The 15,260-nt window shown below is 70.4% G+C and carries 11 protein-coding genes; all 11 read right to left on the minus strand.

Annotation, left to right across the window (positions count from 1 at the left end; genetic code table 11):
* Positions 1 to 2: 2 nt before the first annotated feature.
* A complete protein-coding gene (locus ACFT7S_RS26270; RefSeq protein ID WP_382735898.1) occupies positions 3 to 851 on the minus strand; it encodes a TatD family hydrolase in 849 nt (282 codons plus the stop codon).
* Complete coding sequence (locus ACFT7S_RS26275; RefSeq protein WP_382735900.1) at positions 851 to 1,507, minus strand: EboA domain-containing protein; 657 nt, start codon at positions 1,505 to 1,507, stop codon at positions 851 to 853. Before ACFT7S_RS26275 ends, ACFT7S_RS26270 begins: the two co-directional genes overlap by 1 nt.
* Before the next feature lie 22 nt (positions 1,508 to 1,529).
* Positions 1,530 to 2,396: a sugar phosphate isomerase/epimerase family protein gene (locus ACFT7S_RS26280; RefSeq protein ID WP_382735902.1), complete on the minus strand. Its 867-nt coding sequence runs from the start codon at positions 2,394 to 2,396 to the stop codon at positions 1,530 to 1,532.
* Complete coding sequence (locus tag ACFT7S_RS26285) at positions 2,393 to 3,637, minus strand: SCO3242 family prenyltransferase (RefSeq protein ID WP_382735904.1); 1,245 nt, start codon at positions 3,635 to 3,637, stop codon at positions 2,393 to 2,395. Before ACFT7S_RS26285 ends, ACFT7S_RS26280 begins: the two co-directional genes overlap by 4 nt.
* A complete protein-coding gene (locus ACFT7S_RS26290; RefSeq protein ID WP_382735905.1) occupies positions 3,634 to 4,752 on the minus strand; it encodes an inositol-3-phosphate synthase in 1,119 nt (372 codons plus the stop codon). The genes ACFT7S_RS26285 and ACFT7S_RS26290 overlap by 4 nt, the downstream gene beginning before the upstream one ends.
* A 134-nt stretch (positions 4,753 to 4,886) precedes the next feature.
* Positions 4,887 to 8,621, minus strand: coding sequence for a ThuA domain-containing protein (locus ACFT7S_RS26295; protein WP_382735907.1), 3,735 nt, complete (start codon positions 8,619 to 8,621; stop codon positions 4,887 to 4,889).
* Between the two features lie 492 nt (positions 8,622 to 9,113).
* Complete coding sequence (locus ACFT7S_RS26300; protein ID WP_382735909.1) at positions 9,114 to 10,118, minus strand: sugar phosphate isomerase/epimerase family protein; 1,005 nt, start codon at positions 10,116 to 10,118, stop codon at positions 9,114 to 9,116.
* 12 nt (positions 10,119 to 10,130) lie between these two features.
* Positions 10,131 to 11,363 carry a Gfo/Idh/MocA family protein gene (locus ACFT7S_RS26305; protein WP_382735911.1) on the minus strand — a complete coding sequence of 411 codons (1,233 nt, stop codon included), beginning with the start codon at positions 11,361 to 11,363 and terminating at the stop codon, positions 10,131 to 10,133.
* Positions 11,364 to 11,434: 71 nt separating this feature from the next.
* The gene (locus ACFT7S_RS26310) at positions 11,435 to 12,478 is read right to left on the minus strand and encodes a substrate-binding domain-containing protein (protein WP_382735913.1); all 1,044 of its coding nucleotides are present in this window, start codon (positions 12,476 to 12,478) and stop codon (positions 11,435 to 11,437) included.
* A gap of 68 nt (positions 12,479 to 12,546) precedes the next feature.
* The gene (locus ACFT7S_RS26315; RefSeq protein ID WP_382735915.1) at positions 12,547 to 13,599 is read right to left on the minus strand and encodes an ABC transporter permease; all 1,053 of its coding nucleotides are present in this window, start codon (positions 13,597 to 13,599) and stop codon (positions 12,547 to 12,549) included.
* The gene (locus ACFT7S_RS26320; protein WP_382735916.1) at positions 13,596 to 15,095 is read right to left on the minus strand and encodes a sugar ABC transporter ATP-binding protein; all 1,500 of its coding nucleotides are present in this window, start codon (positions 15,093 to 15,095) and stop codon (positions 13,596 to 13,598) included. The genes ACFT7S_RS26315 and ACFT7S_RS26320 overlap by 4 nt, the downstream gene beginning before the upstream one ends.
* Positions 15,096 to 15,260 lie beyond the last annotated feature (165 nt).

Consider the following 15,260-nt stretch of genomic DNA (forward strand, 5'->3'; position numbering starts at 1 on the left):
CTTCACTCCCCGCCGCGCAGGATGGAGTTCCCCTCGTGCAGGGGGTCGGGGGCGGCGATGTCGAGCTGGAGCCGGCCGCTCTGCCCGTAGAAGGCGACGGGGTTGCGCCAGAGGACCTGGTCGACGTCGTCGTCGGTGAATCCGGCCTTCAGCATCGCGTCGGCGACCTTGCGGGTCTTCAGCGGGTCGCTCTGTCCCCAGTCGGCGGCCGAGTTGACGAGGATCTTCTCGGTGCCGTAGGTCCGCAGGATCGTGACCATGCGGTCCTCGTCCATCTTGGTGTCCGGGTAGATGGAGAAACCGGCCCAGCAGCCACTGTCAGTGGCGTCCTTTACGGTCGTCTCGTTGAGGTGATCGAGCAGCACCCGCTCCGGGGGAAGGTGGGATTCGCGGATGACGTCGATGGTGCGGTGCAGACCGGCGAGCTTGTCGCGGTGCGGGGTGTGGACCAGGGCGGGCAGACCGTGGTCCGCGGCGAGCTGGAGCTGCGTGGCCAGGGCGATGTCCTCGGCCGGGGTCATGGAGTCGTAGCCGATCTCACCGACGGCGACGACGGAGTCCTTGACGAGATAGCGGGGCAGGGCATCGAGGACGGGGAAACAGCGGGGGTCGTTCGCCTCCTTGGGGTTGAGGGCGAGCGTGCAGTGGTGGGCTATGCCGTACTGGGAGGCGCGGAAGGGCTCCCAGCCGAGCAGGGCGTCGAAGTAGTCGAAGAAGCTGGCGGGCGAGGTGCGGGGCTGGCCGAGCCAGAAGGAGGGTTCGACGAGGGCACGGACACCCGCGTCGTACATCGCCCGGTAGTCGTCCGTGGTGCGGGAGGTCATATGGATGTGGGGGTCGAAGATGCGCATCAGGACTCCTCCGAGGGGACCGTGGGGGCGGGAGCGGTGAGAGCGAGTACGTGCGCGAGATCGGCGGGGACGTCCCGCCCGGCCGCGGTGCGTTCGGCGGCGAAGTCGCCGAGCATGCGGGCGAGTTCGGCGTCGCCGCGCGACCGGCGGGACAGTGCGTCGACACAGTCCACGGGGACACCTGTGAAGAGACACTTGAGGATGGCGTGGCGCCACTGGTGCGCGTCGAGGTGCACGGCGGCGTACGGGCCGACGGCGGCTGCGACGAGCCGGGTGTCATTCGTACGCAGGGCGTCCTCGACGAGCGGCAGGGCGGCGGAGCCGATATCCAGCCGGTGCAGGGTACGGAGCACGGCGCGCCGTTCGGCCGCGGTGCCCTGTTCGTAGAGCCTGGTCAGGGCGGGGAGCCCGGCCCGGGCTTCGAGGAGCAGGAGGGCGCGTACGGAGTCAGCGTGGTCGAGTCCGCAGTACCGGCCGGCGGCGGCGTACCGCAGCTCCCACGGCGGCACGGCGAAGGATGAGTCGGCGTCCGGCTGCTCGGCGGCGTGGGCGGCGGCGTGTTCGGCTTCGGCGAGGGCTTCGTCGAGCCACGCGCGTGCGGCTCCGCCGAGCTGGGCGTCGAGTTCTTTGCGGGTCGGCAGCGGGGTCATCGGCATGGCGTTGCTCCCTTCGGCGGGTTCAGCGGCTCGACGGACTGTGCTTGCGCAGGAACTCGATGGAGGTGCGGGCGAGTTCGGGCCCGGCGTGCGAATGGCGGGGCAGTTCGACGACGGTGAGCCCGCGGTAGTCCGCATCGGCGAGCGCTGCGAGGACGGGCGGGAAGTCGATCTCGCCGTCACCGAAGGGCAGGTGTTCGTGGACCCCGCGGCACATGTCCTCGATCTGGACGTGGCGCAGCCAGGGGGCGGCGTCCTTGACGCAGTCGACGGGCGAGGCGGGCTCCAGGCACTGGCAGTGCCCGATGTCGAGGGTGAGTCCGAGGGGTTCCGGGTCGCCGAGGAGCGTGCGGAGGTGATGGAAGTCGGCGAGTGTGGCGAGGAGATGACCGGGTTCGGGCTCGATGGCGAGCGGGATGCCGGTGCGGGTGGCGGCGTCGAGGACGGGGGCGAGCGCGTCGGCCAGCCGCTGCCAGGCGACGGTGGTCGTGGCTCCGTCCCCCTCCCCGGCTCCCGGTGGGGTGATGCCGCTGAAGCAGTGCACGGCGTGCGCACCGAGGTCGGCGGCGACGTCGACGGCCCGGACGAGCAGTGCGGTACGGGACGCCCGGGCCTCGGGGTCCGGGTCGAGCAACGACGGACCGTGCTTGCGGCGCGGGTCGAGGACATAGCGGGCGCCGGTCTCGATGGTCACGGCGAGCCCGAGAGCGGTGAGCCGGCGCGCCACGTGGCGGGTGCGTGCGGCCAGATCCGGGGCGAGGGGATCGAGGTGCATGTGGTCGAGGGTCAGCCCGACGCCCTCGTACCCGAGGTCGGCGAGCAGCCCGAAGGCGTCGTCGAGCCGGAGGTCGGTGAGCCCGTTGGTGCCGTAACCGAAGTGGAGCGTCATGTCGGGCTCACCTTCCGTGCGAGCTTGCGCGCCAGGGGGACGAGCCCCATGAGGACCAGACCGGTGACGGGCGCGCCGGCGCGGGCGGCGAGGGCGGCCTGGAGCGGGATCATGGCGCGGATGCCACCACCGACGGCGCGTTGAGTGAGGGGCGGGGACGGGTTGAGCGCGGCGTGCAGCTGGGGGCGTGCGGCGGTACGGAGGTAGGCGCCGGCGAAGGCGGTGAGGAGGAGGCGGGCGGAGGCACCGGCGGGGCGCCCCGACTCGTGCGTGCCACGCGGGCCCCAGGGCCGTCTGTGCTCGCTCGCGACGGCGGTGCCGAGCGTCACGGTCGCGGCGAGCGCGGCAAGGGGCGCGGCAGTGGAGCCGCCTTGCGCCTCGTGCCGGGAGACGACGGTGACGGCGTAGGTGTGCGCGCCGAGGAGCGCGGCGGCGGGGAGGGCGGCGGCGGGGAAGGCGACGCGCGGAAACGAGGCCGAGGCCGAGGGTGCGGGTGCGGGTGCGGGTGCCCTTCGCGTTCCCGTCGCTGTCGCTGTCGCTGTCGCGCCCAGCAGCAGGTCCAGGGAGCGGGCCGTCGCCATGGCGGCCGGGCCCGCTTCTGTGTGTTTCAGGTACAGGTCGTAGGACCACACCGTGGCCGCGAGAGCCGAGGCCACCGCGAGCGAGGGGCGGCCGGCTCGTGCGGCCAGGGCCAGGCCCGCCGCTGTCAGCGCACTCGCCGCGGCGAGGGCCGCGCCGGGGGCGATGCGGCCCGAGGGAATCGGGCGGTGGGGGCGGTCCACGGCGTCCTCCTCGCGGTCCGCCCAGTCGTTGAGCGCCATCCCCGCCTCGTACAGGCAGAGCGAGGCGCCGACGGCCAGCGCGGTGCCCCGGTTGGGCCTCCGGCCCATCGCGGCTGCTCCGGCCAGGGCGTCGCCCGGGACGGTGAAGAGGGCCGACACCCTCAGCAGCTCCGCCCACGCGCCCGCCCGGTCGCGGAACCCGGCCGGGCCAGGTCCGGCTACGGCACCGGCACAGGTGCCGGTGCCGGCACCGGCATCGTCCCGGCCGTTCGTCGTGCGGGGCCTGTCCGGTGCGGGCGCAGTCCCGCCTGCACCGGACAGGCTGTCTGTGGCCGGGGTGGCCTCCGGCACGGTGCCCGACCGCGCACCGCGAGCGCCACGAGCGGCGCCCACGCCCGCAGCCGTCACCGTCAGGGCCAGCAGCAGGCCGGCCGCGCCGCCCCAGCGGCGGAGCCTCATCGTTCGCCCCTCAGCCGCTCGCCGAAGGCCAGTAGGGCCGCGTACTGCTCGGAAAGGGCGGCCGGTCCGCCGTCCGGGTCCTTGAAGTAGAAGCCCAGCTCGGGGCGCGGACCGGTGAGGCCTCTCTCGTGGGCGCGGGCCAGCAGCCGGGCCAGGTCGAGGACCAGCGGGGCGGCCAGCGCCGAGTCGCAGCCCTGCCAGATCGTCTGGAGGATCATGCGCGAGCCGAGGAAACCGTCGAACGCGATGTGGTCCCACGCCGTCTTCCAGTCGCCCATCGCCGGGACGTCGTCGATGTGCACCTCGCCCTCGGGGGCGGCACCGAGCGTGTCGGCCAGTACGCGTTCCTTGCCCGCGTTCTTGGCCGCAGCCGCCGCCGGGTCGGCCAGCGCCGCTCCGTCTCCGCCGCCCAGGAGATTGGTGCCCGACCATGCCCGTACCGGCAGGGCGCGTTGCACGAACATCGGGGCAAGCACGGAACGGAGCAGCGTCTGGCCTGTCTTGCCGTCGCGCCCCGCGTGGGGAAGTCCGCAGGTGGCGACGGCGTCCTGGAGGGCCGCGCTGCGCAGGCCCGTGGACGGGGTGAAGTTGACGTACGGGCAGCCGGCCCGGAGCGCCGCCGCCGCGTAGAGGGAGCTGGCGGGAAGACGTGCGTCGCCCTCCTGGGGAAGGGGCTCCGTGGAGGCGACGTTGATCACGACCGTGCGCGCCAGTTCGTGGCGGCGGGCGAAGTCTGCGAGGTCCGCGGCGAACGCGGTGATGAGCTGCTCGTCGGTGCGCGTGTCACCGGGGAGGGGGCCACCGGTCCGTATCTCCGCGTCGGCCGCGGTGAGTTCGGCGCGTACCGCCGAGGGCAGACCGTACGGCAGGACTTCCCCGGAGGCGAGCGCCTCGGCCCGTTTCGGCAGAGGGCAGTCGAGGGTGTCGTGGCCGCCGAAGACCAGGGAGCTCAGCGGTGGCAGTCCGCTGTCGGCGAAGGGGGGCGTCTCGGTGACCATGCCGGTCGCCGGGTGGAGCCCGGCCGCGATGGCGGCGCACCCCGCGGTGGCGGTGGTGGCGACGGAGCCGCGTGCTCCGATGAACCAGATTCCGGTACGGACGGCTTGTGCGGTCACGGGCTGCCTCCCTGGCTGGGGCTCCTGACGCGGTGGAGCACGGTGGAGCTGATGTGGGGTACGGCTGTGGTGCCGGTTGGAGGACGGCGGGCGGGGGCCTCGGACTCCCCCGCCCGCCGTCGGCCGGGGCCGCCCTACGTCGAGGGCAGCTGCTTCAGCTGGATGTCACGGAAGGACACCTGGTCGTCGGCTCCATGGTTCTGGAGGCCGATGTAGCCGTTCTTCAGACTGCGGACGGGATCGGTGTTGGTGTAGTCGTTGATCTTCACGCCGTTGAGGAAGACCCGGAGGCGTTCGCCCTCGACCCGGATCTCGTATCTGTTCCACTCCCCCGGCGGCTTGAGGACCTGGTCACGGGCGGCGAGGTCGGCGGACTTGAAGCCGTAGACGGCGCCCGTGGTGCGGTCGGCCGCGTCGGTGGCGTCGATCTGGACCTCGTAGCCGTTGTTCACGGCGGACCAGGGGTCGTCGGAGGCGGGGAAGCCCACGAAGACTCCGGAGTTGTCGTCGCCGGCCATCTTCCAGTCGAGCTTCAGGGAGTAGGACTTCAGCTCCTTGGCCTGGTACCAGAGCATCCCCATGCCGCCCTCGGAGCGCAGCTCACCGTCGGCCACGGCGAACTGGCCGGGACCCGCCTGCTTCCAGCCGTCGAGCGTCTTCCCGTTGAAGATCGTCCGGTAGCCGGTGTCGGGCTTGCAGTCGGCCCTGGCCTGACCGGTCGTGTAGCGCATTCCGCCGAGGAGGTGCTTGCGGAAGTCCGGTTCGGCGTACGACTCCTTGGTGTGGCCGAGGCCGGTGTAGAAGGAACGGCCGCCCTGGTAGGTCTGGCACCAGGAGATCGGGTGGTCGCCCTTCATCGTGCCGCCGGTGTAGCTGGTCTCGTCCAGCGTGGCCAGCACCTGGGCCTTGTCCCGGGGGTTGGTGCGGTAGTTGTACCACTCGTCGGTGCGGTCCCAGGCCTCGCCCAGGTGGGCCGTCGCCGGGTGGTCGTGGTTCTCGACGCGTACGGTGGCGGGCTGGATCTGCGGATGCGAGGCGAAGTACGCGCCGACGAGTCCGCCGTAGAACTCCCAGTCGTACTCGGTGTCGGCGGCGGCGTGGACGCCCATGTATCCGCCTCCGTCGGCCACGTAGTCCTCGAACGCCTTCTGCTGGTCGCTGTTGAGGACGTCACCGGTCGTGGAAAGGAAGACGACGGAGTCGTAGCGTGCCAGGTTGGCCGCGGTGAACTGGCCGGCCGCCTCGGTCGCGTCGACGGTGATGCCGCTTTCGCCGCCGATCTCCTTCAGCGCGGTGATACCCGCCGGGATGGAGTCGTGACGGAAGCCGCCGGTCTTGGAGAACACCAGGACCCGCTTGGCGTCCGCGTCGGGTGCGGCCGACGACAGTTCGAAGTCGTCGACGTCGTAGAGAGCTCCGGTGCCGCCCTTGAAGACCAGGAAGAGTTCAGTGGTCCGCTTCGGGACGTTGCGCAGGGACACGTCGATGTCCTGGAAGGTGTCCCAGCTGCCCGTCACCGGGACGGTGGCGGAGCCCAGCAGGGTGCCGGTGGGCGAACCGGTCCGTACTTCGAGGGAGCCGCCCGCTCCGGCGGAGGAGATCCGGGCGGTGAGCTTGGTGGAGCCGGTGAGCAGATACGGCTTGAAGGAGATCCAGTCGCCGTTGTGGATGTCTCCGACGGTCTTACCGCCGTGTGCGCTCGCCTTGTCCTGCGGTGCGACACCGGACTGGGCGCTGTAGTGCTCGGCCTGTCGGTGGCGCGGCTGGAGCTGGGCCTGGTCGCTGCCGGTCAGCGCGGCCTGGCCGCCGCCTCCGCCGTCGGTGTACGAGGCGTCGATGACTCCGAAGATGTTGGCGTTCGGGTCGTGTCCGCCGTCCGCCTCGGTCTTGATGACGCCGGAGCAGCCGTTGACGGTGGTGACGGGGTGGCCGTGGCTGTCGTGGCCGAGGATGAAGCGGACCGCGACCTTGGAGCAGTCGACGGTGCCGTCCTCGGGGTCGGTGACGGTCACCTTGAAGGGAATCTCGTCACCGAAGGTGAACAGCTTGCCCTCGCCGGGGAGTTCGAGCTTTACGGTCGGGGCGGTGTTGCCGACGGTCACATGGACGCTCGCCGAACCGGTGCGGCCGCTCGGGTCCTTGGCGGTGACGGTCGCGGTGTAGGTGCCGTTCTTCTTGTACGTGTACGTGGGGTTGGCGGCCGTCGACTTGCCGCCGTCGCCGAAGTCCCAGGCGTAGGTGAGGGCGTCGCCGTCCCCGTCCGTCGTACCGGCCGAGGAGAAGGCGACCTTGAGCGGTGCGGTGCCGGAGGTCTTGTTCGAGCTCGCCTCGGCGACGGGTGAGCGTCCGCCGGTTGCGTTCTCGATGCGGTAGAGCCCGGCGTTCTCGTCCCCGCCGAACCAGGCGGTGCCGTAGTCCAGGACGTACAGCGCCCCGTCCGGCCCGAAGGCCATGTCCATGACCTGGGTGCCGGTCCACGGAATGGAGTTGATCGACTGGACGGCGCCGTTGCTGTCGTGCTCGATGCGCTTGATCCAGCGCCGGCCGAACTCCCCGGCGAAGAAGTCCCCGTCGTACGCCTCGGGGAACTTCACCGGCGAGTCGAGGTTCGGGTCGTAGTGGTAGACGGGCCCGCCCATCGGGGACTCGGAGCCGCTGCCGAACTCGGGCACGGAACCGCCGTCGTACGGAATCCAGGCGGCCTCGGCCGGAGGCAGGTCGACCAGGCCGGTGTTGTGCCGCGAGGTGTTCTTCGGTGCGGCGCAGTCGAAGGCGGCGCCGGACGTCTTGGTCGCGAAGTCGTAGTCGATGTACGGGTCGTTGTCGCCCGTGCAGAACGGCCAGCCGAAGTTGGCGGGCTTCGTCACCCGGGCGAACTCGACCTGTCCGGCCGGTCCGCGCTTCGGGTCGGCCGCACCCGCGTCGGGGCCGTAGTCACCGACGTAGAGGATGCCGGTCGACTTGTCGACGGAGAAGCGGAACGGGTTGCGGAAGCCCATCGCGTAGATCTCGGGCCGCGTCTTGTCCGTGCCGGGCGCGAACAGGTTGCCATCGGGCACGGTGTACGAGCCGTCCGTGGCGACCTTGATCCGGAGGATCTTGCCGCGCAGGTCATTGGTGTTTCCGGAGGTGCGGCGGGCGTCGTACGCCGGGTTGCGGTCCGGGCTCTCGTCGATGGGCGTGAAGCCGTCCGAGGAGAACGGGTTGGAGTCGTCGCCCGTCGACAGGTAAAGGTTGCCCTGCGCGTCGAAGTCGATGTCGCCGCCCACGTGGCAGCAGATCCCGCGGGTGGCGGGGATGTCGATGACCTTCTTCTCGCTGGCGTTGTCGAGGGTACCGTCCGCGTTGAGCACGAAGCGCGAGAGCCGGTTCACTCCGTCGAACTTCGCGAACTCCGCCGCCGTCCCGTTGGCCGGGGCATCACCGGCGGGGGTGTCCAGCGGGGGCGCGTAGTAGAGGTAGATCGCCCGGTTCTCGCTGAAGTCCGGGTCGATTCCGACGCCTTGGAGTCCTTCCTCGTCGTGAGAGTAGACGGGGATGGTGCCGGCGACCCGCGTGTTGCCCGCGCTGTCGGTGATGCGCAGCTCGCCGTTGCGCGAGGTGTGCAGGACGCTGCGGTCGGGGAGGACGGCGAGCGACATGGGCTCACCGGTCTCGGCGCCGCCCTTGGCGAGGGTGACCTGCTGGAATTCCTCGGCGGCGGCTGCTGCGTCTGCGGCGGCGTTCTGCGTCCTCGGTCCGGCCGAGGCGCCGGGGGCGACTCCGAGGGCGAGGGTCGTCGCGGTGAGCAGACCACCGGTCAGCAGGGCGAGGGACTTACGGAATCCTGTGTGCTGTCGGCCGCGATATCGGGTTCGGGTTCTGTGCACGAGTGTCCTCCGGAGAGTGCCGGTTGTACGGGCGGGTGTTGCCGTGGCCGTGCAGCGCGGGGACTGCCGCGCACGTCAGTGGGGCCGGACGGGCTCCGCTGACGCGAGTCGTGTCGTGTACACCAATGGGGACGGTAGACCTGTTCGTCCGGGACGGAAAGCCCTTGCGCAGCAGCTAAGTTGAACTTCTTCCTGTGCCAGGACAAAGCGTGTTTCGGGCAGCCGTGGGCGACCCGTTGGGGCTCCGCCCCACACCCCGGTCCTCAATCGCCGGACGGGCTGAAAGGTGCCCTCAATCGCCGGGCAGGCTTGATATTGGCGGGACGCGGCCGTCACCTCACCCGAGCTCGCTCGAGCGTCTTGATGTGACGGGCTGAAAGGTGCCCTCGTCCCAGCCCGTCCGGCGTTTGAGGACGTCTTCTTAGCCCCTCCGGCGATTGAGGAGCGGGGGTCCGGGGGCGGAGCCCCAGGTAGGCGGCGCCCCGGGGGCGCTCAGTCCGCGCTGCCGAACGCCGCATCGAACGACGAAGTCGGCGGGTCGAAATCGAACCGCTTCAGCGAAGCAAGCGCTTCTGGCGCCCCCGTCAGCCGGTCCATCCCCGCGTCCTCCCACTCGACGGAGACCGGCCCCTCGTACCCGATGGACCGCAGCATCCGGAACACGTCCTCCCACGGGACGTCACCATGGCCCGCCGAGACGAAGTCCCAGCCGCGCCGCGGGTCGCCCCACGGCAGGTGCGAGCCGAGCCTGCCGTTGCGCCCGTCCAGGCGCTTGCGCGCCTCCTTGCAGTCCACGTGGTAGATCCGGTCCCGGAAGTCGTACAGGAACCCGACCGGGTCGAGGTCCTGCCACACGAAGTGGCTCGGGTCGAAGTTCAGCCCGAACGCCGGCCGGTGGTCAACGGCCTCCAGGGCACGGTGCGTTGTCCAGTAGTCGTACGCGATCTCACTGGGATGCACCTCGTGGGCGAAGCGCACCCCCTCCGCGTCGAAGACGTCGAGGATCGGGTTCCAGCGCTCGGCGAAGTCCTCGTAACCACGCTCGATCATGTGCGGTGGTACCGGCGGGAACATCGCGACCAGGTGCCAGATCGACGACCCGGTGAAGCCGATGACGGTCTGCACCCCGAAGGCCGCGGCGGCGCGTGCGGTGTTCTTGATCTCCTCGGCGGCCCGCCTGCGTACCCCTTCGGGCTCGCCGTCGCCCCAGATCCTGCCGGGCAGGATCGCCTGGTGACGCTCGTCGATGGGGTTGTCGCAGACGGCCTGCCCGACCAGGTGGTTGGAGATCGCGTAGCAGGTGAGTCCGTACTTTTCGAGCAGCTCGTGCCGCCCGTCCAGATAGCCGGGGTCGGCGAGCGCCTTGTCGACCTCGAAGTGGTCGCCCCAGCAGGCGAGTTCGAGACCGTCGTAACCGAAGTCCCTGGCGTGCCGGCAGACCTCCTCCAGAGGCAGGTCGGCCCACTGACCGGTGAAGAGCGTGAAGGGACGGGGCATGCGCAGGACCTCCTAGAACGGGACCGGGGTGTGGACGGAGTTCTTCTCGGCGCTCTCCTCGACGGCGGCGAGCACCCGCTGCACCTGGAGCCCGTCGGCGAAGGACGGCATGGGCGCCGACCCTGCGGCGATCGTGCGCACCACGTCCGCGGCCTGATGGACGAAGGTGTGCTCGTAGCCGAGGCCGTGGCCCGGCGGCCACCACGCCTCCAGGTAGGGGTGTTCGGGTTCGGTGACGAGGATCCGCCGGAATCCCGCGCTGACCGCCGGTTCGGTGTGGTCGTGGAAGGAGAGTTCGTTGAGGCGTTCCAGATCGAAGGCCAGCGAGCCGAGCTCCCCGTTGATCTCCAGGCGCAACGCGTTCTTGCGGCCCGCCGCCATCCGGGTCGCCTCGAAGGAGGCCAGCGCCCCGGAGGCGAGCCGGCCGGTGAACAGGGCCGCGTCGTCGACGGTGACCGCCCCCCGTGCGGTACCGTCCGCGGCCCCCGAGAGCCCTGCCCCGGGCCCGGCGAGCACGGGCCGGCTCCGCACGAAGGTCTCGCTGACTGCCGACACCCCCACCAGCAGTTCCCCCGTCAAGTACTGGGCCAGGTCCACGATGTGCGCCCCGAGGTCGCCCAGCGCACCCGACCCGGCGTGCTCGCGCTTGAGCCGCCAGGTGAGGGGCGACTCGGGGTCGACCAGCCAGTCCTGGAGGTAGGTGGCCCGTACGTGCCGCAGGGCGCCGAGCCGGCCCTCCGCGATGAGCGTGCGGGCGTAGGTGATCGCGGGAACCTTGCGGTAGTTGAAGCCCACGATGGCCATCTGCCCCCGCGCGGCGGCCCGTTCCGCGGCCTCCACCATGGCCTCCGCCTCGGCGACCGTGTTGGCGAGCGGCTTCTCGCACAGCACGTGCTTGCCCGCTTCGAGGGCGGCGATGGCGATCTCCGCATGGCTGTCGCCGGGGGTGCATATATCCACGAGCTGTACGTCGTCCCGGGCGATCAGGGCGCGCCAGTCGGTCTCGGCCGCCGCCCAGCCGTGTCTGGCGGCGGCGGCGTCGACCGCGGTCCGGTCGCGTCCGCAGATCGCGGCGAGAGCGGGCCGCAGCGGCAGGTCGAAGACATGTCCTGCGGTGCGCCACCCCTGTGAGTGGGCGGCGCCCATGAACGCGTATCCGACCATGCCGACTCCGAGCGTCGCCGTGTCCGGCGTCTGCGTCGGCGGCGCTGCGGCCTTTTGCTCCGTCTCTTCCCTACGGGACATCCGGGCTTCCTCCTCGTCGGTCGTTCGGTGGGCACGGCAGGAGGGGCGGTCAGCTCCCTCCTACGGCCGGATCAGCTGAAGCCCGTCGGCAGGTACTGGTCGATGTTCTCCTTGGTGACCACGGCCGAGTAGAGAGTGAGCGAGGTCGGGATCTCCAGTTCGGAGAGACCCCCGATGCCCTTGCTCTGCCCCAGGGCGCGCGCCAGGTCGATGGCGGACGCGGCCATCGTCGGCGGATACAGGACGGTCGCCTTGAGGACGCTGTTGTCGGCCTTGATGGCGTCCATCGCCGACTTGGCCCCGGCCCCGCCGACCATGATGAACTCGTCGCGGCCAGCCTGCTGAATGGCTCGCAGCGCGCCGACCCCCTGGTCGTCGTCGTGGTTCCACAGAGCGTCGATCTTCTTCTGCGCCTGGAGGAGCTGGGCCATCTTGGCCTGCCCCGACTCGACGGTGAAGTCGGCCGCCTGACGGGCCACCAGCTCCACATTGGAGTAGTTCTTCAGGGCGTCGGCGAAGCCCTGGCTGCGCTGCTTGGTGAGTTCCAGGCTGTCGATGCCGGCCAGCTCGACGACCTTGGCGTTCGACTTCCCCTTGAGCTGCTCACCGATGTAGTGACCGGCGTTCAGCCCCATGCCGTAGTTGTCGCCGCCGACCCAGCAGCGGTACGCCTGCGGGGAGGCGAAGATGCGGTCGAGGTTGATGACGGGGATGCCCGCCTTCATCGCTTCGAGGCCCACCTGGGTGAGCGCCTTGCCGTCCGCCGGAAGAATGACGAGGACGTCGACCTTCTTGTTGATGAGGGTCTTGACCTGGCCGATCTGGACGGCCGTGTCGTTGGACCCCTCGGTGATCTCCAAGGTCACTTCGGAGTACTTCTCGGCCCGCGACTTGGCGTTCACATTGATCGCGTTGAGCCAGCCGTGGTCGGCCTGGGGTCCGGCGAAGCCGATGGTGACGGGCTTGCCGGGCTTGTCGTCGGCGGCGGGCTGATTGCTCTGGGTGGCCGAGTTGTCCGTGGACTTGGGCTCGTTGCTGGTGCAGGCGGTGAGGAAGGCGCCCGCGGAGACGGCTGCGGTGCCGAAGAGCAGTCCTCTGCGGCTGGTTTCTGGCATGGCTGTCAAACCCTTCATCCGGTGCGGTGCATACGGAACAGCGGGTGGTGGTGGGGAGGACCGCTGGATCAGGTCTCTCCGTTGCGCAGCGTGCGGCGCTGGACCAGGACGGCGGCGACGATGATCGCGCCCTTGGCGATCTGCTGGACATCGCTCTGCAGATTGTTGAGCGCGAAGATGTTGGTGATCGTGGTGAAGACGAGGACACCGAGGACGGAGCCGACGATGGTGCCGCGTCCGCCGCTGAGGAGGGTGCCGCCGATGATGGCGGCGGCGATGGCGTCGAGCTCGTACAGGTTGCCGTTGGTGTTCTGGCCCGAGCCGGACAGGATGATCAGCATGAAGGCGGCGATACCGCAGCAGAGTCCGGAGAGCAGATAGAGGTAGAGCCGCTGGCGGCGGACGTCGATGCCGGCCAGCCGGGCCGCTTCCGCGTTGCCGCCGACCGCGACCGTACGGCGCCCGAAGGTCGTCCGGTTCAGGATCAGCCAGCCGACGACGGTGACCGCGGCGAAGACCAGGACCAGCGGCGGGATTCCCAGGATGTACGAGTCGGGGAGGCCCAGGTCGAGGACGGACTGCACGGTGACGATCTGTGTCTTGCCGTCGGTGATCTGGAGGGCGAGCCCGCGGGCCGACGCGAGCATGGCCAGGGTCGCGATGAACGGCACCATTCCGCCGTACGCGATGAGGAGCCCGTTGACGAGTCCTGCGCCGAGTCCGACGATCACGGCAGTGAAGAGGATGCCCGCGAAGCCGTACTCCTGGGTGGCGAGTGTCGTCGCCCAGACGGAGGCGAGCGCCACCATCGCGCCGACCGACAGGTCGATGCCGCCGCTGGTGATGACGAAGGTCATGCCGACGGTGACGACTCCGATGACGGACGCCTGCGTCAGGATCAGCTGAAGGTTCCCGGTGTCCAGGAAGGCTTCGGGTTCGGTGATGCCGCCGACGGCGATCAGTACGGCGAGTACGCCGAGCAACGACAGGTTGCGGACGTCGGCACGCAGACCGAACGCGCGTGGGCCTCCCTCCTTCTTCGAGGGCGGGGCGGCGGCCGGGCCGGTCAGGACCCCCTTGTCCGGCCCGTTGTGCTGCGCCGAAGAGACTGGCTGCGTCATGATGCCGGGCTCCCTTCCATCACGAGATCGAGTACGCGGTGCTCGTCGAGCTCCTGCGCGTCGGCCGCGTGCACGACGCGGCCCTCACGGAGCACCAGCACCCGGTCGGCGAGGCCCAGCACTTCGGGTACCTCGCTGGAGACGAGCAGTACGGCGAGACCGTCGTCGGCCAGCCGGCGGATCACGGCGTACAGCTCCGCGCGGGCGCCGACGTCGACACCGCGGGTGGGTTCGTCGAGAAGCAGGACCCGGCAGCCACGCAGCAGCCAGCGGGCCAGGACCGCTTTCTGCTGATTTCCGCCGGAGAGGGTGCGGACGGCCGCGTCCGGGTTGTCGGGCCGCAAGGAGAGCTCCCGGGTGGCGGCCCTGGCCGCCTTCCGTTCGGCGCCCCGGTCGAGCCAGCCGCCGCGGGCGAAGCGGGAGAGCGAGGAGACGGAGACGTTACGGGTCACCGATTCGGTCAACAGAAGGGCCTGCGCCTTGCGTTCCTCGGGTGCCAGACCGATTCCGGCGGCCACCGCGGCGCGGACGCTGCCGGGGCGCAGCGGCTTTCCGTCGACGGTGACGCGGCCCGTGGTGGGCCTGCGTGCGCCGAAGACGGTTTCCAGGATCTCGGAACGTCCGGAGCCGACGAGTCCGGCGAGGCCGACGATCTCGCCGGGCCGCAGTTCGAGGTCGAGCGGTTCGAACTCGCCCTTCCTGGAGAGCCCTTCGACGGTGAGGACGGGCCCGGCCGCGGCGCGCGCGGCCGGGGCAGTGGTCCGCTCGGGGAAGACGTACTCGACGTTGCGGCCGGTCATCATGGCAACGATGTCGCGCGTCGGTGTGGACGTGGCGGGAAGCCCCACGGCGACGGCCCGGCCGTCCTTGAGTACGGTCACCCGGTCGCCGATCCGGCGGATCTCCTCCAGCCGGTGGGAGATGTAGACGACGGCGACGCCTTCGGCGGTGAGCCCGTCGACGATACGGAAGAGGTTGTCGACCTCGTCCGGGTCGAGGGCGGCGGATGGTTCGTCCATCACGATGAGGCGTACGTCGTGGGAGAGCGCCCGTGCCATGGAGACGATCTGCTGCTGGGCGGCGGAGAGGTCGCCGACCGCGCGGGCGGGGTCGATCTCCGGGTGGCCGAGGCGCTTGAGGTGCTCGCCCGCTGCTCTGCGGGCCTCTCGGGTGCGGACGACGAAGCCCGCGCTGGTCGGTTCGTGCCCGAGGAAGATGTTCTCGGCGACCGACAGGCCCTCGACCAGGTCGAGTTCCTGGTAGATGGTGGCGATCCCGAGGCGCATCGCGGCGATGGGCGACTTGAGCGCAACGGGTGCGCCGCGCCAGGTGATCTCGCCGCCGTCGGGCTGGTGGGCCCCGGCCAGCACCTTGATGAGAGTGGACTTGCCGGCGCCGTTCTGCCCGAGGAGGCAGTGGACTTCGCCGGCCTGTACTTCCAGGTCCACGCCGTCGAGGGCGCGTACACCGGGGAAGGACTTGGTGATGCCGGACATGGTGAGCAGGGGTCGTTCGGGTGCGGTTTCCGCTGCTGTTTCCGGGGCCGGAACCTGTGCGGGTTCCGGTGCCGGTACCGACGCTGATGCCGGTTCTGGTGCCATGACAAATCCCCTCGGTGCGGGACCGGTGAGCGGGCAGGGCGAGGTACGGGGGGTGCGGGA

Source organism: Streptomyces sp. NPDC057136 (assembly GCF_042670885.1).
Lineage (GTDB): Bacteria > Actinomycetota > Actinomycetes > Streptomycetales > Streptomycetaceae > Streptomyces.